Here is a 20,943-nt window from a genome sequence, read left to right as displayed (position 1 = left end):
CGCGGTCCCCGACGGGACGCGCGAGCGAGGCAGGCATGGTCGCAACGATCGAGACGCAACTCGAGCTCCTCGGGCGCGGGGTCGTGCCGCGCGTCTGGGCCGACATGAAGGGACCGCTCGCCGAGAAGCTGAAGCTCGGCCGCCCGCTGCGCGTGAAGTGCGGCTTCGACCCCACGGCGCCGGACCTGCACCTCGGGCACACCGTGGTGATGAACAAGATGCGCCAGTTCCAGCAGCACGGGCACCGCGTGGTCTTCCTCATCGGGGACTTCACGGCCATGATCGGCGACCCGACGGGGAAGAGCGCCACGCGCCCGCCGCTCTCGCGCGAGCAGGTGCTGAAGAACGCCGAGACCTACAAGGCCCAGGTCTTCAAGATCCTCGACCCCCAGCAGACCGAGATCCGCTTCAACAGCGAGTGGCTCGGCCCCATGACGGCGGAGCAGCTCGTGCGGCTGGCGGCCACCTACACCGTGGCGCGGCTCCTCGAGCGCAACGACTTCAAGACCCGCTACACGAGCGGTCAACCGATCTCGGTGCACGAGTTCCTCTACCCGCTGGTGCAGGCCTACGACTCGGTCGCGCTCGACGCCGACGTGGAGCTCGGCGGTAACGATCAGCTCTTCAACCTGATGGTGGGGCGCGAGGTGATGCGGGAGTACGCCAAGCCCCCGCAGGTGATCCTCACGACCGACCTGCTCCTCGGCACTGACGGGCACCTGGAGGAGGGCGCGCTGGTCGGCGAGAAGATGTCCAAGTCGCTCGGCAACTACGTCGGCGTCGACGACCCGCCGAGCGGCGAGTCGGGGATGTACGGCAAGCTGATGAGCGTCTCCGACCCGCTCATGTGGCACTACTACGAGCTGCTCTCGCTGGTCTCGGGGGAGGCCCTGGCGGCGATCAAGGCCGGCCACCCGAAGGAGGCCAAGGCGAAGCTCGCGTTCGAGATCACCGAGCGCTTCCACGGCCCGGCCGCCGCCGCGAAGGCCGCCGAGGAGTTCGAGCGGCTGCACCCCTCGGCGGGGGCCAGCCGCGGTCTCCCCGAAGAGATCTCCAGCGTGACGATCGCGGTCGAGGGAGACACGATCTTCCTCTCCAGGGTACTGGTGGAAGCAGAGCTCGCCGCGAGCAACAGCGAGGCGCGGCGCCTGATCGCGCAGGGGGGCGTCGAGGTGGACGGGGTGCGCGTGAACGACCCGGGCGCGACGCTGGCCCGGGGGGGGAAACACCTCCTGAAGGCCGGGAAGCGGCGCTTCCGCCACGTCGAGCTCGGCTAGTCACCTACTAAGAGACTTGCCATCTCGCGGAGCTGCGTCCGCGCCGCACTTTCGGGCTTGCATGATATCACTTCGCTATCACAATGGTAGCGCGTGCCCTCGAAAGGAGGCGGTTCATGGCTCAGCGCTCACAACCGATCAAGGAACGGACTCTCCACACCATGTCGGGGTGGTTGGCCCTCGCGATCGTCATCGCGGCCGCCGCCGGCGCCGTCTGGTTCGGCGTGGCGATGAACCCCGGACCTCTCGCGGCGGTCTCGATCCTGCTCGGCGTCGGAGCGCTCCTGCTCCTCAAGGGGCTGTTCATGATCAGCCCCAACGAGGCGCGCGTGCTCCAGCTCTTCGGCGCCTACGTGGGTACGGCCCGGGACGAGGGGCTGCGCTTCGCCAACCCCTTCTACAGCAAGACCCGGCTGTCGCTGAAGGTGCGCAACTTCGAGTGCCAGCGGCTGAAGGTGAACGACCTGGACGGTAACCCCGTCGAGATCGCCGCGGTCGTGGTCTGGAAGGTGGTGGACACGGCGGAGGCCTGCTTCCAGGTGGAGAACTACGAGCACTTCATCAAGGTGCAGGCCGAGTCGGCCGTGCGGAACCTGGCCAGCCGGTACCCCTACGACGCGCACGACGAGCACACGATCTCGCTGCGCGGCTCGACGGGGGTGATCGCGCAGGCCCTCGCCAAGGAGATCCAAGAGCGCCTCGAACAGGCAGGCGTCCAGATCGTGGAGGCCCGCATCACGCACCTGGCCTACGCCCCGGAGATCGCGCAGGTGATGTTGCGGCGGCAGCAAGCGACGGCCGTCATCGCCGCGCGGACCCGCATCGTGGAGGGGGCCGTGAGCATGGTGGAGATGGCGCTCGAGCGGCTAGCCAAGAACCACGTCGTGCAGATGGACGAGGAGCGCAAGGCGGCCATGGTCTCGAACCTGCTCGTGGTGCTCTGCGGCGAGCGCGAGGCGCAGCCGGTGGTCAACGCCGGAACCATCTATCAGTAGGGGTTTGCCTCGTGGCGGAGCGAAAGGCCTTTCTCCTGCGCGTCGAGCCGGCCCTGCTGGAAGCCGTCCAGCGCTGGGCCAACGACGACCTGCGCAGCCTGAACGGCCAGATCGAGTTCCTGCTCCGCCGCGCGGTGGCCGAGTCGGGGCGACTCAAGCCGGCCCAGGCCGCGCACGAGAAGAAGAAGGGCGCCCGCTGAGCTCCTGGCCCGTCCCCTCCGTCCAGATGCTTGCGCTATACTCCGCCGCCATGTCGGAGCGCCGTCCCGGCCGATCCTCCTCGGAGAGCCTCCCGCGAGCCCGGCTGATCGCGTGCCTGCTGCTGGCGGTCGCCCCGGCCTGCGCGCGAACGGAGCCCCCAGCGCCACCGCGCTCCTCGGACGCCGCCCTGGCCCGGCCTACCTCCCCTGCCCCGCCGCTCCGGGTCACCGACCTGGCCTTCGCCGGTCCCGCCGGCCTGCGAGAGGATCACAGCTTCTCGCGCGGCGAGCACCCTACGTGCCTCTTCAGCGTGAGCGGTTTCGTCTTCGTCGAGCGGCGCGCCCGCGTGCACGCCGACGTGGAGGTCCGCGACGGGAATGGCGCCACGGTGCTGGTGGTGAAGGAGCTTCCCGTCCTCGACGGAGCGGCGCCGACGCTCCGGCCGGGACTCGTGCGCGGCGCGGTGAGCCTGAAGCTCCCGGCGGCCACCTCGCCCGGTCGCCACACGCTGCGGCTCGTGCTCCGCGACCTGCTCGGCGGTGGCCGCGGCGAGGCCGAGGGCCCCTTCACCGTCCTTGGACGCCCCCCCGTGCGCAGCCCGAAGCTGGCCGTGGCCTGGCTCCGCCCCGCGGTCCTGCCCGAGCAGCCGGCGGGCGCCGTCGTCCCGCTCGCCTTCGAGGCGATCGGCCTCTCCGCACGGCGCGGCGCCGACGGGCAGTTTCGGTTCGAGCTCGGGGCCAAGGTCACGCTGCGGAACCCGCGCGGCGGGGTCGTCGATCGCCACGAGGAGAAGCTCCTCGCGCGTAGCCTCCCCTTCGAGCCGGCGAGCCATCCCCTCGAGCTGCAGCTCCTGCTGCCGAGAACTCTCGCCCCCGGCCGGCACGCCGTCGAGCTCGAGCTAGTAGATCGCCTTGGAGGGGCGAGCGCCGCCGGGCAGACGGCGATCACGATCGTTCCGCCGCGCCTCGGCGTCTTCGCGATCCACCTGCACGACGCCGCGGGCCTGCCCCGCACGACCTTTCAGCTCGGCGAGCAGGTCTATCTGCGCTTCTCGGTACACGGCTTCAAGACAGCGGCGGACGCGGTCGACCTCGCCGTGGACCTGGCCATCGGGGGCCCCGACGGCGGGGTCTACCTGGCCCAGAAGGACGCGGTCGTGGCTCCACATGGCCGAGGCGAGGCGCTGGCACGCGAAGGCCGCCTTCCGGCGCAGCTCCCCCTCGTGCTGCCCAGCCTGGCCCCCACCGGCGGCTACCGCGTCGTGCTCCGGGCACGCGACCGCCTGGCCCGCCGCGAGGCCACGGCCGAGCTGGCCTTCACCCTGCAGGGCCGCGCACCCGCTCCCCTGGCCGACTTCGCCATCGACGCGCTCGAGGTGCGCGACCGCGCGGACCTCCCCCCCGGCAAGGGGGACACCTTCGTCGAGGGGCGCCGCTACCACCTGACCGTTCGCGCCGGGGGGGGCAAGCTGCGGAGCCCGCGCAAGCTGACCTACGAGGTGCAGCTCGAGGGCAATCTGCGCCTGCGGGGGCAGGACGGTCGCCTGCTCGCGGAGCGCCGCGGCCTCTTCCGGCTCGAGCGCACGCTCAACTACCGGCCCCTGCGCCTGCTCCTGCCGGCGGAGTGGACGGTGCCCCCCGGCACCCCGGCCGGCCTGCACGACCTCGAGGTGGAGCTCCTCGACCGCTACGAGAACCGCGTGAGCCAGCTCCGGCGCCGCGTCGAGGTGGTTTCTGCGGGCCCGGCCGCGCGAGTCACGCTACCATAGGAAACGAAATGTCCAGCGAGAGCACGGTGATGAACCTCCCAGGAGACTTCAGCCGCTTCGGCGGTACCAGCCACTACATCACGAGCCCGGCGCTCGAGCAGGCGGTGAACGCCTCGATCGCCCTCGGACGCCCGCTGCTCATCAAGGGCGAGCCCGGGACGGGCAAGACCGTGCTCGCGCAGCACGTGGCCGAGGCGCTCGGCCTCCGCCTCCTGCGCTGGCACATCAAGTCGACCACCCGCGCCACCGACGGCCTCTACGTCTACGACACGGTTCAGCGCCTGCACGACAGCCGCTTCGGCGACGCGAACGTCTCGGACATCAAGCGCTACATTCGCCTCGGCCCTCTCGGGCAGGCCTTCAGCTCGCCCGAGCAGGTGGTGCTGCTGATCGACGAGGTGGACAAGGCGGACATCGAGTTCCCGAACGACCTGCTGAACGAGCTCGACCAGATGTGCTTCGACATCCCCGAGACGAGCGAGCACGTCGAGGCCACGCACCGGCCGGTGATGGTCATCACGAGCAACAACGAGAAGGAGCTGCCGGACGCCTTCCTGCGCCGCTGCGTCTTCCATTACATCGAGTTCCCCGACGAGGAGCTGATGGCGCGCATCGTTCGCGTGCACTACCCGGACCTCGTGGACCGGCTGCTCACCGACTGCCTCGCGGCCTTCTTTCAGCTCCGCGCCGTCCCCGGCCTGCGCAAGCGCCCCTCCACGAGCGAGCTCCTGGACTGGATCGCGGCGCTGAAGCGCTCGGGGGTGGAGACGGCGCGCCTCGGTCTGCAGGTCCCCTTCCTCGGCACGCTGATCAAGAAGGAGCAGGACCTGGAGCTCATCGCCACCGCGGCCTCCGGCCGTCGACGGTAGGGTCGATGTCGAGCCCGCCCCTCCTCGGCTTCTTCTACGAGCTTCGGGAGCGCAAGGTCCCCGTCGGCCTGCAGGAGTGGATGGCCCTGATGGAGGCCCTCGGCAAGGGGCTGCACCAGAGCAGCCTGACGGCCTTCTACCAGCTCGCGCGCGCCGTCCTGATCCACAGCGAGGCGCACTTCGACGCCTACGACCAGGCCTTCGCGCACTACTTCCACGGCGTCGAGAGCGAGCGCCTGGACGTGACCGACGAGCTGCTGGAATGGGTGAAGGACCCGGCGCTTCTCGCCTACCTGTCCGAGGAGGAGCGCGCAGCTTTGAAGGCCCTATCTCTGGAGGAGCTCCGGCGCCTGCTCGAGGAGCGGCTCAAGGAGCAGCAGGAGCGGCACCAGGGGGGGAGCCGCTGGATCGGCAGCGGCGGGACCTCGCCCTTCGGGCAGGGGGGCCAGCATCCGTCGGGCGTGCGCATCGGCGGCGGCGGCGGCAAGAGCGCGGCCCAGGTAGCCGCCGAACGACGTTTCCGCGCCTACCGCAACGACCTGGTGCTGGACGTGCGGCAGATCCAGCTCGCGCTGCGCAAGCTGCGGGAGCTGCGGCGCGAGGGCCACGAGCAGGAGCTGGCCCTCGAGGAGACGGTCGACAAGACCTGCAAGAACGCCGGCGAGCTGGAGCTGGTCTTTCGCCCGCCGCGGAGAAACAGCGTGAAGGTGATTCTCCTCATGGACGTGGGCGGGAGCATGGACCCGCACGCGCGCGTGATGAGCCAGCTCTTTTCGGCCGCGCACGCCACGAAACACTTCCGCGACTTCCAGGCCTTCTACTTCCACAACTGCGTCTACGCGCAGGTCTTCAAGGACGCCTGGTTTCGCGAGGCGGTGCCGGTGGCGGACCTTTTGCGCACCTACGGGCCGAACTACAAGCTGATCGTCGTGGGGGACGCGCTGATGCACCCCATGGAGCTGCTCGAGCCCGGGGGCGCCATCGAGTACTGGCACCACAACCTCACGCCCGGGATCGTCTGGCTCCGCCGGCTGACCGAGCACTTCGAACGCGCGGTCTGGCTCAACCCGGAGCCGCCGCGCTTCTGGAACCACACCACGGTGAGGGCCATCCGGGGCCTCTACCCCATGTATCCGCTCACGCTCGAGGGGCTCGAGGAGGCCGTGGGCGCCCTCGTCAAGGCGCGCCACGTCAAGCCCGTGGCCATTGACGAACCCGATCCCTTCGGGTACCCATACGACTGATGAAAATCGACGCAAATCACGCCTTCACCGTCGAGGAAGCCCAGGCCCGGATCAAGGCGCTCACGGACTACTGGGCCAAGCGCTACGGGGTGCAGACCCTGTGGAACGGCAGCACGGCCCAGATCTCGGGCAAGGTGCGCGGAGTGAGCTTCAACGGGCAGATCGCGGTGGACGCGCAGTCCGTGCGCGCCGACGTGAAGGCCGGGTTTCTCGCCGAGAAGCTGGGCGGACGCTCGTACGTGGACGGCAAGCTCCGCGACTACCTGAACCCGGGGCACACCGTCGAGCAGCTTCAGGCCCGGGTCGCCGCGGCCTGAGCGCCAGGCCTCCCCCCGGCCGGCCGCGCGCTGGCCGCCGCCGACAGATAGAGCGCCTCGAGGCGCTCGCGCACTGCACCCGGATCGAAGCGCTCCATCACCCACTCGCGCCCGGCGAGGCCCATCCGGCGGCGCTCCTCCGGCGAGCGCGTGAGGAGCTCCGAGAGCGCGTCGGCGAGCGACCACGGGCTGAGCGCCGAGACCACGCGGCCGCTCACCCCGTCCCGCACGATCTCGTCCCGGTTGGCCTCGCGCGTGACCAGGTTCGGTAGCCCCGAGAGCTGCCCCTCGAGCGAGGCGTTCGGCATCCCCTCCACGAACGACGGCAGCAGCACCAGATCCGCGGCCTGGTAGAGCGGGACGATCTCCGGCTGCGCCCCCAGGATCCGCACGTGCCGCTCCACGCCGAGAAAGCGCGCCCACTCGGGGAGGAGCCGCGCGGGGACCCGGTCTCGCGGTCGGCCGGCGAAGAGCACCACGAGCTCCTCCCGAAGCCGTCCGGAGCGGCGCAGCAGGCCTAGCGCGAGGACGATGCCGAGCTGGTTCTTCACGTACGACAGCCGCGCGGGGTGCAGCGCGACGAGCGCCTGCGGGTCGAGCTCGAGACGCTCGCGAGCCCGCGCGCGCTCCGCGTCCGTGGCCGGACGGAAGCGGTCGCCGTCGATGAAGTTCGGCACCACGGCGATCTTCTTCGGCGGAACGCGCCCCTGCCGCACCAGGATCTGCGCCAGCCCCGCCGAGTTCACGGTCACGGCAAAGGTGCGCCGGCTGAGCGTGCGGTACATGGCCAGGTGGTGGGGATAGATCGGTCGTCCCCGCACTGACGCGAGCCAGACCGGCTGATGCTTCGTGCGTCGCAGCGCGAGCCGCACGTAGAGGTTCACCTGATCGCGGAAGGAGTGGATCAGGTCCGGCTCGAGCTCGTCGATCACGCGCGCGAGGCCGGCGATGGCGCGGCTCGGCGAGGAGCCGGCTCCCAGGCGGTAGCGGGGCTCACCGGGGGGCAGCTCGGAGAAGTGCACCTCGTCGGCCACCGTGCAGAGGTGGAAGGTGAAGCGCGCGGGGTCGAGCTTCGAGACGAGCCGGAGGAGCTGCGTCTCGGTCCCCCCCTGCTGGAGGTTCTTGATCACGAAGAGCAGTCGGACGGGGCGAGTCGTCATCGGGCGCTGTCGAGGAGCTCGGGGACCGTCACGGGCTCGAGCCGTCGCTCGCGGCAGGCCGCGAGGATCGTATCCAGCGCCGTCACCATCGGCCGGCGATCATGCCCCTGCTTGCCGTCGTGCAGCAGCAGGATCTCCCCCGGGCGAAGCTTCTTCAGGGCCCGCGCGGCGATGATCTCCGCGCTCGGGCAGTCGGTGTCGTACACGCCGTCGGTCCAGCCGATGAGCCGGATCCCGCGCCGCGTGAGGTGCCTCACGAGGGCGAAGGTCTTGAGCCCGTGCGGGGCGCGGAAGAGGCGCGAGCCGTTGATCCCCGCCGCCTCGAGACACGCGTGTCCGCGCTCCACTTCGGAGACCATCTCCGCCCGCGAGAGCCGGTGGAGCTTCTGGTGCGAGTAGGTGTGGCTTCCGACGGCGTGCCCCTCCGCCAGGACGCGGCGCGCGAGCTCGGGCTCCCGCTCCACGGACTGCCCCACCATGAAGAAGGTGGCCTTGCCACCGTGGCGCCGGAAGAGCTCGAGCACCTCCTCGGTGAACGCGCCGTTCGGTCCGTCGTCGAAGGTGATGGCGAGGCGCCGTCCGCGACGCGGGCCACGCCACGGGACGCGGAAGAAGGGGTCGAAGCCGGGGATGTAGACGAACCCGGCCCAGATGATGAGCGCCACCCCGACCAGCGTGGCCGCACCGAAGACGAGCCGCCAGTGGAGCGACTGCGAGAGCAAGAGCCCGGCGGCCGGCCCCAGCACGAGCGCGGTGTGAAAGATCGTCCGGAGCGCCGCCCGCGCCATGCGCCAGCCCTTCATGCCCCGTGCGTAACACCCCTCGCCCTCCGTCGCAAGACGGCCCTTGCTGCCCTGCTGCCGACGGTGGTAGCAGTGGGCCATGTGCGGCCTGGCCGGTTACCTCTGTCGAGATCCGCGGCGCGGCGCGCCGGTGGAGCTGGTGGCGCGCATGACGCAGGCCCTCGCGCACCGGGGCCCCGACGCCCAGGGGACGCACGTGGTCGGCCCGCTGGCCCTCGGACACGCGCGGCTCGCCATTCTGGATCTACGCCCCGAGGCCAACCAGCCGATGCTGAGCGCGGACGGACAGGTCGCGCTCGTCTTGAACGGCGAGATCTACAACTACCGCGAGCTCGCGGCCGAGCTCGGAGCCCGCGGGGTGAGCCTGCGCACGCGCTCGGACACCGAGGTGCTCCTCGAGCTCTACCGGCAACGCGGCCCCGACTGCGTCACCGCGCTGCAGGGGATGTTCGCCTTCGCGCTCTGGGACGCCCGCGAGCAGCGACTCCTCCTCGCGCGGGACCGCGTGGGGAAGAAGCCCCTCTACTACTTCGACGGACTGCGGGGCCTCTCCTTCGCCTCGGAGGTTCAGGCCCTCCTCTGCGATCCGGACCTGCCGCGCGAGGTGGACCCCGAGGGGCTGCACCTCTACCTGACCCTCGGGTACGTGCCGAGCCGCGTCTCCACCTTCCGGCAGGTGCGGAAGGTCCCCCCGGCCACGGTGCTGCTCTTCGAGGGAGAGCGGCGCCTGAGCCGGCGCTACTGGCGCCTGGCCTTCGGGCCCGAGGACCGAAGGCCCGCGCGCGCCCTCGCCGACGAACTCCGCGAGCGTCTTTCCGTCGCCGTCACGCGGCGACTCGTCTCGGACGTGCCGCTCGGGGCTTTCCTCTCGGGGGGCATCGATTCCTCGGCCGTGGTGGGCCTCATGGCGCAAGCCTCGACGCGCCCCGTGAAGACCTTTTCCATCGGCTTCGAGGAGCAGGACCACTCCGAGGTCCGCTTCGCCCGGCAGGTCGCGCGGCGCTTTGGCACCGAGCACCACGAAGAGCTCGTGCGCGTCGACGCCGCGGAGCTCCTCCCCGAGCTCGCGCATCGCTACGGTGAGCCCTTCGCCGACCCGTCGGCCCTGCCCACCTACTGCCTCGCGCGGCTCACCCGAAAGCACGTCACCGTCGCGCTCTCGGGAGACGGCGGCGACGAGGTGCTGGCCGGCTACACGCGCTACGCGCACGAGCAGGGGGCGGCGCTCTTCGACCGTCTTCCGCGCGGGCTGGCCCACGGGGTGGCGCAGGCGGTGTCGCGCCTCCCGGCCGGAGGCGGACGTCTCGGCGAGGCGGTGGCCTCGCTCCGGCAGCACGCACGCACGCTCCAGCTCCCGGGCCTCACCCGCTACGCCGCGCGCTTCGGCAACCTGGCCACGCCGCTTCTGCGCGGGCTCTACGGGCCGGAGCTCCGGCGCGCCGCGCTGCTCGATGCCGAGGCGCTCTTCGCGGAGGTGCTCGCTGGGGGCACGGCGCGGCATCCGGTGGATCGGCTCCTCGAGCTGGACGTGGAGACCTATCTGCCCGACGACATCTTCGTGAAGGTGGACATCGCGTCGATGGCCCACGCCCTCGAGGTGCGCGCCCCCTTCGTGGATCACGAGCTGATGGAGTTCTGCGCGCGCCTCCCCGTGCGTCTCAAGCTCCGCGCCTTTCGCGGCAAGCTCCTGCTCCGGCGAGCGCTCGCGGACCTGTTGCCCCGCGCCGTCCTCCACCGGCGCAAGCGGGGTTTCAGCATTCCGCACAGCCGGTGGCTCCGCGGCCGCATGCGCCCGATGCTCGAGGAGCTGGTGCTCGGCCCGCGCGCCCTCTCGCGGGGCTACTTCGACGCGCCCGCGCTCCGGCGCCTCGTGACCGACCACCTGGCGGGCACCGAGGACCACGGCCTGCGCCTCTGGAACCTGATGGTCCTCGAGCTCTGGCACCGCGCGTTCATCGACGCGCCGGCCCCTCGCGCAGAGCTCCCCTCCCGTCCCCTCCAGGTGGCCCCCTGAGCTCCTCCGTGCGCGCGCTCATCCTCGCTTCCGGAGCCCGCAGCCTGGGCTGCGCCGGCCGCTTTCTCGGCCTCACGGTGGTCGAGCGCGTGGTGAAGAACCTCCAGCGCGCCGGCGTGGACGAGCTCACCATCCTGGGCGCATCGTCGCTCCTTCCCCCCGGGCTGCGCGCGCAGGTGCGGTGGCGCGAGGACCCGGAGCACGAGCCGGCCGCCATTCGCGCCGTCCTGGCCGAGGCCCCGACCCCCTTGCTCGTCGTGGCCGGGGACGCGGTCTATCACCCCGACCTGCCGAAACGCCTCGTCGCCGCCGGCAAGGAGAGCGCCTGCTCGCTCGTCGCGGCGGAGACGCCGGGTCACCCTCTCTTGTGGCTGGTGCCGGAGCGTCCCCTGCCCCCCGGCGGCACCGAGCTCGCCCCATGGGTCGCGGCGCTGCGGGCCGAGGAGAGCCTGCGACCCCACGAGCTCCGGGAGGGCACCGACTTCGTCACTCCGGTGCACGACCCCACCGCCGAGCGCCGGGCGACCAAGCTGCTCCTGAAGACCAACTGGCGCCCGCACGACGGCATCGTGGCCAAGCTGCTCAACAAGCACATTTCGGTGGCGATCTCGGCGCGCCTCGCCAACACGCCCATCACACCGAACCAGATGACCGTCGCGGCCTTCGTCGTGGCGCTCGTGGGCGTCGGGCTCGCGGGCCTCGGCAGCCACTGGGCCTTCGCCCTCGGGGCGGCGCTCGTGCAGCTCCAGTCCATCCTGGACGGCTGCGATGGCGAGCTCGCGCGGCTGCGCTACCAGAGCTCGCGCTTCGGCGCCTGGCTCGACACGATCGTCGACGACATCCTCGGAGCGGGGTGGCTCGTCGCGCTCGGCCTCGGCGGCACGCGTGCCACCGGGCACTGGGCCTACCTCGCGGTGGGGGCCGGCGCGGCCTTCTTGCACGTCTCGGCGGTGGTCTTGATCTACATCGCGCTCTTCCGCGGAGGCGCAGGAGGGCACCAGGACTTCAAGTGGTGGTGGGAAGAGGGCGAAGGCCAGAACCCGCACACGCACGAGCCCGACCTGAGGGCCCTCTCGACCTGGGGCAAGTACGCCCTGAAGCGCGACTTCTACGTGCTGGCCTTCTTCGTGCTGGCCTGTTTCAACCTGCGCGCCATTCCCCTCGGCATCTCCGCCGCCGGCGCGGTCTCGTGGTTCGTCGTGATGATGGTCCAGATCGGCAAGCGGGGCCTGCGGCTCGTGGAGTAAGCCCAGCGAGGGAGTCGCCTCAGAGCGAGAGCCCCTCGAGAAAGCGCAAGCCCACGGCCCGATGCAGCGGGAGCTGCGTGAGGCGGTAGATCGCCTCGCGGAGCGGCGAGCGCGGCGCGGTCCCCCGGATCGTCGAGCGGTAGTCCTCGAGTCGCACCTCGACGCGGAGCGCGCCACCGTCGGCCCCGACGAAGATCCCGAAACGCCCGCGACCGCGGTCGGCTGCAGGCACGAGCAGGCCTCCCTCCACGCGCCGCTCGGTCAGGCCGAGCTGCCCGTCCACGGCGGTGACCGGGCCGAGAGCCAGCAAGCAGAGCGGCCCGAGTCGGACGGCGACCCGACCGTCCGCAGCCGTCACCGCACGAAGAAAGGGCAGGCGGCCGACAGTGCGCGCGTAGTCGGCGTGAAGGCGCGTCGAAAGCGCGGTCGCGTTCGCGAGCGGGACCGCGCCCTCGTAGCTCCTGCGCTGGACGCTCCGCACGAAACCCGCAGGGTCCAGGTGGTCCTCGCTCGTCATGCGCGCGCGCAGGGGAGCGGCGTCCAACTCGGCTGCGGAGCCGAAGAGCAGAGCCAGCAGGGAGGCAGCGAATCGACGCATGGGCGGCCGGATGCAAGCTGTGCAAGGGCCAAGCCGGGGGGCCGCACCAACGATGTCGGCATCTTGGACGGGGGCTGGCGGCTCCGGTGGCCGGCCTCCCTCACGGCATCTCCACCGGCAGGCCCGCCCCCTTCCAGGCGTTGAAGCCGCCTTTCAGATCGTAGACGGGTCGGAGCCCCTGCTGGACGAGGAAGGCCGCGGCCGGCGCGCTCCGGCTCCCCGCGGCGCAGTACACCACGACCGTCTTGCCCTTCGGGACCTCGCCCCAGCGCTTCTTCAAGGCGCCGCTGTTCCAGGCCAGGTGCAGCGCCCCCTTGATGAAGCCCGCGTCCACCTCCACCTTCTCGCGCACGTCCACGAGAACCAGATCCTTGCGCGCCTTGATCCAGTCGGACAGGGTCTGCGCGGTGACGCTCTCGGGTGCGTACGCTCCGCCGTCTCTCGAGGCGCTGGCGTCGCCCCCGTTGCCATCAGGTCGGCGCGCCAGGTCGCCTGCCGCACCGTCTCGTAGGCCCCCGGCGCCATCGGCGGCGCCGCTCGTCGCGTCGCGCCCGCTCCCTCCGCCGTCGGCGCAGAGGGCGGCCGTGGACTGGCACGTGGAGGGCGTGGAGGAGCCGCACGCCACGAGCGCGAACCCTCCCGTGGCCAGGGCGAACGTCAACCGGCGAAGCGTGATCATCATGGACCAACCATAGGACGGTCGGCGGGCGCTGTCACGCGGCGGGCAATCCCTGGGACCCGTACGATGAGGAGGGTCGGCCTACCGGCCGAGGACGACCGGAGCAGCCGTGACGGGCCGCTGCGAGCGCGGGCCCTCGCTGCTCCGGCGCAGAATCGCGCTGTTGTACTGGGCGAGGAGTTTTCCGGTCAGCACGATGGGCGTGGTCACCGGCTGGTAGTGCCGCCGCGGGTCCGCGATGGTCACCGAGAGCACGAGTGACGGCCTTCCGCCCGCCGGCTTCACGCGCTCGACGAGCACCTTCTGGATCGCGTACTGCCCGAAGCCGAGCCCCGCCTCGAGGCTGTTCGTGGTCCGGCTCGGGTCGCCGCCGCCCACGTAGCCGCCCATCTGCGGGACCTGGTTGTGCGCCACGAAGTTGTTGAGCGCGAGAGCCAGCGGACTCACCGAACGGTCGTGCGTCTCGGGCCGGCCACCGAGGAGAACCTGCTGCTCTCGCACGCTCTCTGCCACGCCCTCGGCGAGAAACCGCAAGACCCCCGAGGCCAGCCGCCCACCGAAGGCGCGTTCGGCGCCCCCACGCCGCGCGCCCACGACGGTGACCTCGCGCGCCTTGGCCTCCCACGCGCCCCACTGATCGACGGTCAGCGCCCCGAGGCTGGCTGGGAGCGGTAACCTCTCCGGCGGCTTCAGCTCGGGCAGGTCGAAGCCGAAACCAGCCGGCGCTGCGCCAGCCAGCGTGGGCGCCGTCAGACACGCGAGAAAGACCAGGGTCGAGAGTCGTCGGGTACGCATCGAGAGCTCGCCTCCATTCGATCGTCTTGCCCCGTCGTCAGTGCAACGGCGAGGCCAAACGAAGGCGAGCCGAGAGGCACGGAATCACTGTGATGCGTGAGCGGCAGCCGAGTGCGCGGCTGGGGGCCGCAACCCGCAGGTGGCGGCTGGCCGAGCGAACTGTCGTGCCACCGCGCAGCTCAGGTCGCCGCGCATCGCGCGGACGACCCTTGCCCGCCGTGACGACGCGTCGTCGCCTACTGCAACGGACGCGCGCGGAGCGCGGCCTCGGCGCGATCCCGTTCGTGCGGCTCGTCCACCTCGTGCCAGCCGTGGCCGCTGATGTCCGCGATCACCGGAGGCGCGCCGAGCTCGGCCAGCGCCACGAGGACCTGCTCCACGTGCGCCGCGGGCCCGACTCCTTGGCGCACGCGCTCCACCGCCGCATCGTAGGCTGCCCGGCGGGCGGCCGGCACGAAGGTCATCCCCACGTACCCCGCCTGCCAGCCCGCGAGCTGCTTGGACATGCGCCGCACCCGACGCTGGGCGTCCAGCTCCACCTTCATGTCGTCGGCGCCGAGAGACCGGTCGAAGTCGCAGAAGGCCGTGACCTCGGACGCAGTCGCCGCCGTCTCGGCCACGATGCGCGCCACTCCCGGGGGATAGATGTGGTCGGTGTTCATCAGGTGAAACCCGGCGTCCACGGGAAGGGCACCTCGGCCCGTCACAAGGGAGAGCAGGTTCCCCTGCCGGAAGTCCCGGTTCTCGACGAGCGTGGCGCCCGGGTCCACCTCGGCCACGTGCCGCGCGAGCTCCTCGTAGCCAAAACCCCCCACCACGATCCGCGGCGCCCCCCCCGCCTGGCGCGCGAAGGCGAGCGCGTAGTCGATGAGCGTGCGTCCGGCCACAGAGATGAGCGCCTTGGGGGTGGCCCGGGTGAGCTCTCCGAGCCGCTGTCCGAGGCCTGCGGCGAGAACGATCAGGTGCATGACGAGATGACCTCCACAAGCTCGTCGAGCGAGCGCACGAGGGGTACGCGGGGAAACGCGGCGGCGAAGTCCTCCGCGGAGAAGGTGCCGAGGCGGCCCACGAAGCGCACCCCACTCTCCGCCGCGAGGCGCGCGTCGTGCAGGGAGTCGCCCACGAAGAGGATCTCTCGCGGCGTGACGCCGAAGCGTCGGCACGCCTCCTGGACGTGGAGGGGCCCCTTGGCGAGCTCCGGCGAGTGACCGAGCGCCGCGTCGAAGGGCACCGCGGCCGAGCGCGCGAAGTCGTCCACGAAGCGCTGGGCCGCGTTCGAGGACACCACGAGCCGGCAGCCGGCCCGTCGCAGGGCCTCGAGCGCACGCACGGTCTGGTCGTCCATCCCTACGCCATCGCAGTGGACGCGCTTGCGCCGCTCGTACTCGGTGGCCGTGGCGTCGTTTCGCGGGTCCAGAGGGAAGATCGCCTCGAGCTGCTCGCGGAAGGGGAGCCCCGAGGTCTCCCTATAGCGCGCGCGCCCCTCGTCGCGGGGCAGCCCGTAGTCCCGGGCGATGAGCTCGGAGGCCAGCTCGCCGAAGCCCTGCATCGTGTCGATGAGGGTTCCGTCCAAGTCGAACATGACGAGCGCGATCTCACGCGGCATGAGCGGGCGGGACGATAGCACAGTCACCGTCTCACAGAGGGAGGCGCTCCTCGGGGACCTCGAAGGCGCGCGCGAGGAGCTCCCGTCGCGCACCCGGCTCGTCGGGGACCCAGGTCCCCCGCCCGTGGTCGAGGAGCAGGACCCGCCCGGCCTCGCGGAACGCCGCCCGCAGGTCGTGCAGCACCAGCACGAGCGCGAGCCCGCGCTCCCGGCGCAGACGCCCCACGAGCTCGAAGAACTCGTGCTCGCGGCGGAGGTCCAGATGCGTGAGGGGTTCGTCGAGGAGCAGGAGCGGCGCGCGCTGCGCCAGGGCCATCGCGATCTGGGCCCGCTGCCTCTCGCCCCCGCTCAGGGCGCCGAGCGGCCGCCCGGAGAGCCCTTCGAGCGCGCACGCCGCGAGCGCCTCGGCCACGGCCTTCCGGTCTTCCGGACCGGGGCGCCCGAAAAGCCCGAGGTGCGGCACCCGCCCGAGCTCGACGAGCTCCTCCACCGTGAGGCCCGGGTCGATGGCGCTCCCCTGCGGGAGCACCGCCACGCGACGCGCCCGCTCGTCGGCGCGCAAGGCCGACGCATCGCCGCCGCTGAGACGCACCGACCCAGCGAGCGGAGGCAGCGCTCCGGCCAGCGTGCGCACGAGGGTCGTCTTGCCGGCTCCGTTCGGCCCGAGCAGCGCCACCGCCTCGCCGGCGAAAAGCTCCAGACCCAGTCCGGCCCCGAGCTCGCGACCGGGGTAGCCGAAGGCGAGCCCCTCCACGGTCAGCACCGCCGCGCGCTTGCCGACCATCACGCGCCCGCTCCCCGGAGCTCGCGCCGCACCAGCACGAGGAGCACCGGACAGCCGAGGATCGCGGTCAGGACCCCCGTCGGCAGCTCCTCCGGCGCGAAGACCAGCCGCGCCAGGGTGTCCGCTCCGAGGAGCAGCAGCGCCCCGCCGAGCGCGCCGACGAAGAGGCTCCGGCGCAGGTCGCCGCCCACGAGGCGCCGCACCAGGTGCGGGACGAGAAGCCCCACGTACCCGAGAAGGCCCGCGACGGACACGGCGATCGCGGCGAGCAGACTGGCCGAGAGCGCGGCGCGCAGCAGGAGGCGCGAGCCCTCGACGCCGACGTACGAGGCGCCGTCGCTCCCGAGAGCCAGCGCATTCAGGCGATGGGCCTCCGCGCGGCTCGTCACGTAGAGCGCCGCGACGAGCACCCCCGAGAGCGCGAGCTGCGGCCAGGTCGCGACCCCGAGGCCGCCGGCCAGCCAGAGCGTGGTGATGCGCAGACGAAACGGATCCGCGCGAGCCAGCAGAAAGGTCATGAGCGCCGCGCAGAGGGCGTTGACCACCACGCCGGCGAGAATCAGCCCCACCGCCGTGAGGCGTCCGGCGCCACCACGCCCGAGGAGCACCACGACGAACGCCGCGCACGAGGCCCCCGCGAAGGCCACCACCGGCACGAGCCACCACGGCTCGGCCCCCGAGGAGAAGGCCTTCAGCACGACCACGAAGAGCCCCGCCCCCCCCGAGATCCCGAGGAGGTAGGGGTCCGCGAGCGGGTTGCGCGTCACGCCCTGGAGCAGCATCCCGGAGAGGGCGAGCGCCGCACCCACGATCAGGGCGCTGACGGCGCGCGGGAGGCGGAGGTAGAGGAGCACGTCCCGGTCGAGGCCCGCCGTGCCGCCGAGGAGCTCGGCGGGCCATCGCGCCGCGAGCTCGAGCGCTCCGGCGCGACTCCCGAAGCCGACCGCGACGTAGAAGAGCGCGGCGAGCACGCCGAGCCCGAGGAGCGCGTAGCCGAGGAGCCGCGGCCTCATCTAGGGCTCCGCTCCGCGCGGCGGCCCGCGCCCGGGTGCAGGGCGGTGAGGAGCGCCTCGAGTCCCTCGAGGAGGCGCGGCCCGGGGCGGGTCAGCAGGTCGGGGCTGATCGCCGTCACGACGCGTCCCGTGCGCACCGCGTCGAGCGCGCGCCACCCCGGCGCCGCACGCAACGCCGCGAGGGCCCGACTCTGCAGCGCCGCCGTGCTGGCCACGAGGATCACCTCGGGGCGCGCGGCAAAGACCGCCTCGGCGCTCATCGTGCCGTACGGTTTTCCAAGGCCCGCGGCCACGTTCTCCGCGCCGGCGCGACGCAGCAGCTCGTCCACGAACGAGCCCGGGCCCGCGGTCCAGGGGCGCGTCCGGTCGGAACCGTCCAGCTCCACGAACACCCGTATGCGGGAGAGCCCCCGCACCCGCTCGTCGACGCGCGAGAGCCGCGCCTCGAGCGTGCGCACCATCGCCTCCGCTCTCCCGCGCGCGCCGCAGAGGCTGCCGATGGCCCGCACGTTCGCGGCGAGCTGCGCGAAGCTCCGCGGGTCGAAGCTGGCCGCGACGAGTCCCGTCCGACGCAGCGCCGCCAGACGCCCCGGATCGCCGTGACTCACCAGCACGAGGTCCGGACGATAGCCCGCCACGTGCTCCGGCGAGAGCTGGAACGGATCCGTCGCGGGGCGCGCACGCACCTCGGGCGGGTAGTCCGAGAGGCGGTCGCGAAGCACGATGCGTCCGCCGCAGCCGAGGGCGTGCAGGATCTCGGTGTTCGAGGGCGAGAGCGAGGCGATGCGCTGCGCCGGGGCGGCGAGTTCCACGCGCAGGCCGTGGTCGTCGAGCACCGCCACGGGCGCGGGCACCGTCGAGCCCGGGGAGGGGCTCGCGCACCCGGCCCAGAGGAGCAGCGCCAGAGCTCGCCAGCGACGGAGCACGTCGGGCTACGGCGGCGAAAGCTTGATCTCGAGCGAGTAGTCGGCCGGCTTGCCGGTCCCCACGACCACGTAGTGGTCCCCGGGGTCGCGGGTGGCGGTGTGCTTGAGCCCGTTCTTGGGTTCGCCTCCGCTGCACCCCTTGAAGGTCTTGCAGTCGGGACGAACCGAGAGCTCGGCCATGGTGGCCGTGGAGGTGAGTTTCAGCTCCAGCTTCTTCCGCTCGGTGAGACGGACCACCACGACCTGGGTGTACATCTTGCCCGCCTGACAGACGCTCGAGATGTCCTGCTTGCTCGTGGAACCCTGCAGGGTCGCGTCGGCCGTCACGAAGGCCTTGGTCGGCGGACACACGTCGTCCATCCCCGCGGGCCCGATCGGTCCGTCGCCGAGCGCCCCTCGGTCGCCGGTGGCCCGGCCGTCTCCCGGGACGTTGCCGTCGCCGCCGCCGGCGAGATCCGGGAACCCTACCCCGTCCCACGACGAGACGGCGTCCCGCCGCGCCCCGCCGTCCTTCGGCGCGGGGGTCGTGCTGCCGCAGCCCACGGCCGCCAGGCTGGCGCAGAACCAGATCGTCATCCCACGTCGCATTCGCTCGCTCTCCCGTTCGAGGCGCGGCTACCGTGGCACCTTCGGGTCGCACGGGTCAACAGGCTCTTGGCCGCTGGGAGGACGCGGCAACCCTCTCGCTGCCCCGTCGGTTCAGGGGCGTCGGTCGGCGAGCAGCGGCCAGACGAGCGCCTTCCCCGGTGGCAAGGCCGCCGCCCGGCCATCGTGGGCCGTGAAGCGGAGTCGTCCGTCAAGAAGCCAGGCCTCGCCGCCGTGCCTCTCCTGCCGCAGCCAGGCCCTGGTTCCGGCCAGCTCGAGCACGCCGTGCGACACCTGGATGCGGAGCGGGGAGGACGCCTCGGCGCGTCGTGGTCGCTCGATCTTCACCGCCCCGTCCACCAGCGTCAGCGCCCCCCGCACCCCGACGCGAAGTTGGCTGTCGGCGCTGAGGAGGAGCTCGGACCGATCGGAAGCCGTGCGCAGCGTGCAGCTCGTCGAGACGCAGCGCACGAGGTCGCCGTCGCGCCGCAGCTGACCGCTCGCCACGGTGAAACCGGGGACGGTCACGGCCTCCATCGGCTCGGCGCTCGGCGAACTGCCCGTCCGCCGCGGCCCCTGCGAGCCGCACCCCGCGGCGACGGCCGCCCCGAAGACTAGGCCGCACAGTCCGAGCACGTTCGAACGCGACATCCGTTCCTCCTTACGCTCCCAGGGCCCGCTCAAGCTGCGGGCGGATCGTTCGCAAGGCCGCCAGCGCCAGCGCGGAGGCATCCCGGAGCTCCGGCGCCCCCGGCCAGCCCCTGCCCGCCTCGGGGCGCAGGCTCTGCCCCATCCCCACCATCGCCACGGCCCCGTAGTGGGCCAGAAGCCGCGAAGGATGAGGGCTGAGCCCCGAAAGGAGCGACATCGGACCGCGCACCGCCGGCCCGCCGAGGCGGAAGTAGCGGAGCACGGCCTCGCGCATCCCATCGAGCCCCGGCTCGCCGCCGCAGAAGATCTGATAGAGCGCCCCCGAGAGGATGTCCACCGTCGTGGAGAGGGCTCGCCGCGCCCGGTAGAAGCGCTTGAGCCGCGCCGCCAGCGCCGACCGATCGGTGAGCTCGACCCCCTCGAGCGCCTCGACGAGCAACCGCACGTCGTTCAGCGCCACGGTCATCCCCGAGCCGGTCAGCGGGTGACGCAGATTCAGCGCGTCGGCCAGCAGCACCACTCCCGGCCGCGGCGGGGCCTTCGGTGCCAGGAAGTAGTTCGGCATGACCTTCAGCGTCGAGCCCGCGACGGCCTCGAGAAAGGCGGGGCGCAGGCTGCGCGGCAGCTGCGGCGCGATCCGCGAGCGGAGCCACTCGGCGAGAGCCCCTGTCCGCACCGCGGGGAGCTCCCCGGGCACGTCCGCCAGGACCCGCACGTCCGTCGGGCCGATCTGGTACGAGAGCATCGGCGACGGCTCGGTGAGAAAGACCGTCCCGTGCCCCGGGTACGGGAGCTCCACGCCCTGCAGGAGCAGCCCCACCGCGTGCGAGGCCCGCACCGGCTCGGCCCCCGTGAGCTCCTGCCGAAGTCGCGAGTGGCGCCCGTCCACCGCGCAGACGAGGTTCGCACGCGCGGCGTGCTCGGCCCCCGCGCGGTCGCGGTAGCGCACCCCGACCACGCGGCCCGCCTCCTCGAGAAGTCCGGTCACGGTCCCCTCGCAGAGCTCCACCCCCGGCGTCTCGCGCGCCGCCCGTCGCAGTCGCCCCACGAAGCGGCCGTGGTGAAACGCGAAGCCGCGCGCCGCGGGTCGCGTGCTCCCCTGCCCCCGAAGCCGCGGATAGGGGAGCGCCTGCCCCGACTCCCCCTGCACGACGGCGAAGCCTCGCACCTGCTGGGCGTCGATCCCCTCGAGGCACCCGGCCAGTCCGAGCCGCTCGAGCGAGCCGACGCCTCCCGGTTGCAGGAGCTCTCCGACGAAGAGCTTCGGGTCCCTCAGGTCGCGCTCGACGAGGAGCACGCGCCGGCCCGCGCCTCCGAGCGCCGCCCCGAGCGCCGCCCCCGCGACTCCCGCGCCCACTATCACCACGTCGTGCATCTGTCACCTCGAGGGTCGACCCGCCACTCCGGAGCG

General features: G+C 72.1%; 22 protein-coding genes. 9 read left to right on the top strand and 13 right to left on the bottom strand.

Annotated elements, in window-relative coordinates; translation table 11 throughout:
* Window positions 1-35 precede the first annotated feature (35 nt).
* The 7 genes from IT371_07635 (at window position 36) to IT371_07605 (ending at window position 6,671) form a co-directional block, all read left to right on the top strand.
* The gene (locus tag IT371_07635; GenBank protein MCC6747513.1) at window positions 36-1,277 is read left to right on the top strand and encodes a tyrosine--tRNA ligase; all 1,242 of its coding nucleotides are present in this window, start codon (window positions 36-38) and stop codon (window positions 1,275-1,277) included.
* Window positions 1,278-1,393: 116 nt separating this feature from the next.
* Window positions 1,394-2,272: an SPFH domain-containing protein gene (locus IT371_07630; protein MCC6747512.1), complete on the top strand. Its 879-nt coding sequence runs from the start codon at window positions 1,394-1,396 to the stop codon at window positions 2,270-2,272.
* Window positions 2,273-2,283: 11 nt separating this feature from the next.
* Window positions 2,284-2,472, top strand: coding sequence for a hypothetical protein (locus IT371_07625; GenBank protein MCC6747511.1), 189 nt, complete (start codon window positions 2,284-2,286; stop codon window positions 2,470-2,472).
* Between the two features lie 50 nt (window positions 2,473-2,522).
* Window positions 2,523-4,241: a hypothetical protein gene (locus tag IT371_07620; GenBank protein MCC6747510.1), complete on the top strand. Its 1,719-nt coding sequence runs from the start codon at window positions 2,523-2,525 to the stop codon at window positions 4,239-4,241.
* A gap of 29 nt (window positions 4,242-4,270) precedes the next feature.
* The gene (locus tag IT371_07615; GenBank protein MCC6747509.1) at window positions 4,271-5,110 is read left to right on the top strand and encodes a MoxR family ATPase; all 840 of its coding nucleotides are present in this window, start codon (window positions 4,271-4,273) and stop codon (window positions 5,108-5,110) included.
* 5 nt (window positions 5,111-5,115) lie between these two features.
* Entirely contained in the window at window positions 5,116-6,354 is a 1,239-nt protein-coding gene (locus tag IT371_07610) for a VWA domain-containing protein (protein MCC6747508.1), read from the top strand.
* Window positions 6,354-6,671 carry a polyhydroxyalkanoic acid system family protein gene (locus tag IT371_07605; protein MCC6747507.1) on the top strand — a complete coding sequence of 106 codons (318 nt, stop codon included), beginning with the start codon at window positions 6,354-6,356 and terminating at the stop codon, window positions 6,669-6,671. Before IT371_07610 ends, IT371_07605 begins: the two co-directional genes overlap by 1 nt.
* Here IT371_07605 and IT371_07600 read toward each other — a convergent pair.
* Together IT371_07600 and IT371_07595 are read right to left on the bottom strand one after the other, a co-directional pair.
* Complete coding sequence (locus IT371_07600; protein ID MCC6747506.1) at window positions 6,647-7,831, bottom strand: glycosyltransferase; 1,185 nt, start codon at window positions 7,829-7,831, stop codon at window positions 6,647-6,649. The two genes, IT371_07605 and IT371_07600, sit on opposite strands and share 25 nt — an antisense overlap.
* Window positions 7,828-8,634 (bottom strand): polysaccharide deacetylase family protein, encoded by an 807-nt coding sequence (locus tag IT371_07595; protein ID MCC6747505.1) that lies wholly within the window; start codon window positions 8,632-8,634, stop codon window positions 7,828-7,830. Before IT371_07595 ends, IT371_07600 begins: the two co-directional genes overlap by 4 nt.
* A 79-nt stretch (window positions 8,635-8,713) precedes the next feature.
* On the opposite strand from IT371_07595, the gene asnB reads away from it, so the two are divergent.
* Together asnB and IT371_07585 are read left to right on the top strand one after the other, a co-directional pair.
* The gene (asnB, locus tag IT371_07590; protein ID MCC6747504.1) at window positions 8,714-10,648 is read left to right on the top strand and encodes an asparagine synthase (glutamine-hydrolyzing); all 1,935 of its coding nucleotides are present in this window, start codon (window positions 8,714-8,716) and stop codon (window positions 10,646-10,648) included.
* Between the two features lie 8 nt (window positions 10,649-10,656).
* On the top strand, window positions 10,657-11,895 hold the full coding sequence (locus IT371_07585; GenBank protein MCC6747503.1) for an NTP transferase domain-containing protein: 1,239 nt from the start codon (window positions 10,657-10,659) through the stop codon (window positions 11,893-11,895).
* Between the two features lie 19 nt (window positions 11,896-11,914).
* Here IT371_07585 and IT371_07580 read toward each other — a convergent pair whose 3' ends face one another.
* The 11 genes from IT371_07580 to IT371_07530 form a co-directional block, all read right to left on the bottom strand.
* Window positions 11,915-12,493, bottom strand: a complete 579-nt coding sequence (locus IT371_07580; protein MCC6747502.1) for a hypothetical protein — start codon at window positions 12,491-12,493, stop codon at window positions 11,915-11,917.
* A gap of 100 nt (window positions 12,494-12,593) precedes the next feature.
* A complete protein-coding gene (locus IT371_07575) occupies window positions 12,594-13,175 on the bottom strand; it encodes a rhodanese-like domain-containing protein (protein ID MCC6747501.1) in 582 nt (193 codons plus the stop codon).
* Window positions 13,176-13,253: 78 nt separating this feature from the next.
* Window positions 13,254-13,967, bottom strand: coding sequence for a hypothetical protein (locus IT371_07570; protein MCC6747500.1), 714 nt, complete (start codon window positions 13,965-13,967; stop codon window positions 13,254-13,256).
* Window positions 13,968-14,203: 236 nt separating this feature from the next.
* Window positions 14,204-14,935: an NTP transferase domain-containing protein gene (locus IT371_07565; protein MCC6747499.1), complete on the bottom strand. Its 732-nt coding sequence runs from the start codon at window positions 14,933-14,935 to the stop codon at window positions 14,204-14,206.
* A complete protein-coding gene (locus tag IT371_07560) occupies window positions 14,926-15,549 on the bottom strand; it encodes an HAD family hydrolase (GenBank protein ID MCC6747498.1) in 624 nt (207 codons plus the stop codon). The genes IT371_07565 and IT371_07560 overlap by 10 nt, the downstream gene beginning before the upstream one ends.
* 55 nt (window positions 15,550-15,604) lie before the next feature.
* Window positions 15,605-16,360 carry an ABC transporter ATP-binding protein gene (locus IT371_07555; GenBank protein ID MCC6747497.1) on the bottom strand — a complete coding sequence of 252 codons (756 nt, stop codon included), beginning with the start codon at window positions 16,358-16,360 and terminating at the stop codon, window positions 15,605-15,607.
* Complete coding sequence (locus IT371_07550; GenBank protein ID MCC6747496.1) at window positions 16,357-17,370, bottom strand: iron ABC transporter permease; 1,014 nt, start codon at window positions 17,368-17,370, stop codon at window positions 16,357-16,359. The genes IT371_07555 and IT371_07550 overlap by 4 nt, the downstream gene beginning before the upstream one ends.
* Window positions 17,367-18,296 carry an ABC transporter substrate-binding protein gene (locus IT371_07545; GenBank protein ID MCC6747495.1) on the bottom strand — a complete coding sequence of 310 codons (930 nt, stop codon included), beginning with the start codon at window positions 18,294-18,296 and terminating at the stop codon, window positions 17,367-17,369. The genes IT371_07550 and IT371_07545 overlap by 4 nt, the downstream gene beginning before the upstream one ends.
* A gap of 6 nt (window positions 18,297-18,302) precedes the next feature.
* Window positions 18,303-18,872: a hypothetical protein gene (locus IT371_07540; protein ID MCC6747494.1), complete on the bottom strand. Its 570-nt coding sequence runs from the start codon at window positions 18,870-18,872 to the stop codon at window positions 18,303-18,305.
* 123 nt (window positions 18,873-18,995) lie between these two features.
* Window positions 18,996-19,532: a hypothetical protein gene (locus IT371_07535; GenBank protein MCC6747493.1), complete on the bottom strand. Its 537-nt coding sequence runs from the start codon at window positions 19,530-19,532 to the stop codon at window positions 18,996-18,998.
* A 10-nt stretch (window positions 19,533-19,542) separates the two neighbouring features.
* On the bottom strand, window positions 19,543-20,907 hold the full coding sequence (locus IT371_07530) for an FAD-dependent monooxygenase (protein MCC6747492.1): 1,365 nt from the start codon (window positions 20,905-20,907) through the stop codon (window positions 19,543-19,545).
* Window positions 20,908-20,943: the final 36 nt, after the last annotated feature.

Source organism: Deltaproteobacteria bacterium, from assembly GCA_020848905.1.
Taxonomy (GTDB): Bacteria; Myxococcota_A; Polyangia.
Note: the sequence above shows the minus strand (reverse complement) of the source record. Positions and strands in the feature narration are given on the sequence as shown.

What these genes read in the sequence shown, in the direction of transcription:
- asnB (MCC6747504.1), top strand. Translation starts at nt 8,714, where the DNA reads ATGTGCGGCCTGGCCGGTTACCTCTGTCGAGATCCGCGGCGCGGCGCG.
- IT371_07535 (MCC6747493.1), bottom strand. Translation starts at nt 19,532, where the DNA reads ATGTCGCGTTCGAACGTGCTCGGACTGTGCGGCCTAGTCTTCGGGGCG.
- IT371_07600 (MCC6747506.1), bottom strand. Translation starts at nt 7,831, where the DNA reads ATGACGACTCGCCCCGTCCGACTGCTCTTCGTGATCAAGAACCTCCAG.
- IT371_07595 (MCC6747505.1), bottom strand. Translation starts at nt 8,634, where the DNA reads ATGAAGGGCTGGCGCATGGCGCGGGCGGCGCTCCGGACGATCTTTCAC.
- IT371_07570 (MCC6747500.1), bottom strand. Translation starts at nt 13,967, where the DNA reads ATGCGTACCCGACGACTCTCGACCCTGGTCTTTCTCGCGTGTCTGACG.
- IT371_07605 (MCC6747507.1), top strand. Translation starts at nt 6,354, where the DNA reads ATGAAAATCGACGCAAATCACGCCTTCACCGTCGAGGAAGCCCAGGCC.
- IT371_07615 (MCC6747509.1), top strand. Translation starts at nt 4,271, where the DNA reads ATGAACCTCCCAGGAGACTTCAGCCGCTTCGGCGGTACCAGCCACTAC.
- IT371_07560 (MCC6747498.1), bottom strand. Translation starts at nt 15,549, where the DNA reads ATGTTCGACTTGGACGGAACCCTCATCGACACGATGCAGGGCTTCGGC.
- IT371_07610 (MCC6747508.1), top strand. Translation starts at nt 5,116, where the DNA reads ATGTCGAGCCCGCCCCTCCTCGGCTTCTTCTACGAGCTTCGGGAGCGC.
- IT371_07635 (MCC6747513.1), top strand. Translation starts at nt 36, where the DNA reads ATGGTCGCAACGATCGAGACGCAACTCGAGCTCCTCGGGCGCGGGGTC.
- IT371_07530 (MCC6747492.1), bottom strand. Translation starts at nt 20,907, where the DNA reads ATGCACGACGTGGTGATAGTGGGCGCGGGAGTCGCGGGGGCGGCGCTC.
- IT371_07630 (MCC6747512.1), top strand. Translation starts at nt 1,394, where the DNA reads ATGGCTCAGCGCTCACAACCGATCAAGGAACGGACTCTCCACACCATG.
- IT371_07620 (MCC6747510.1), top strand. Translation starts at nt 2,523, where the DNA reads ATGTCGGAGCGCCGTCCCGGCCGATCCTCCTCGGAGAGCCTCCCGCGA.
- IT371_07575 (MCC6747501.1), bottom strand. Translation starts at nt 13,175, where the DNA reads ATGATGATCACGCTTCGCCGGTTGACGTTCGCCCTGGCCACGGGAGGG.
- IT371_07565 (MCC6747499.1), bottom strand. Translation starts at nt 14,935, where the DNA reads ATGCACCTGATCGTTCTCGCCGCAGGCCTCGGACAGCGGCTCGGAGAG.
- IT371_07580 (MCC6747502.1), bottom strand. Translation starts at nt 12,493, where the DNA reads ATGCGTCGATTCGCTGCCTCCCTGCTGGCTCTGCTCTTCGGCTCCGCA.
- IT371_07550 (MCC6747496.1), bottom strand. Translation starts at nt 17,370, where the DNA reads ATGAGGCCGCGGCTCCTCGGCTACGCGCTCCTCGGGCTCGGCGTGCTC.
- IT371_07540 (MCC6747494.1), bottom strand. Translation starts at nt 18,872, where the DNA reads ATGACGATCTGGTTCTGCGCCAGCCTGGCGGCCGTGGGCTGCGGCAGC.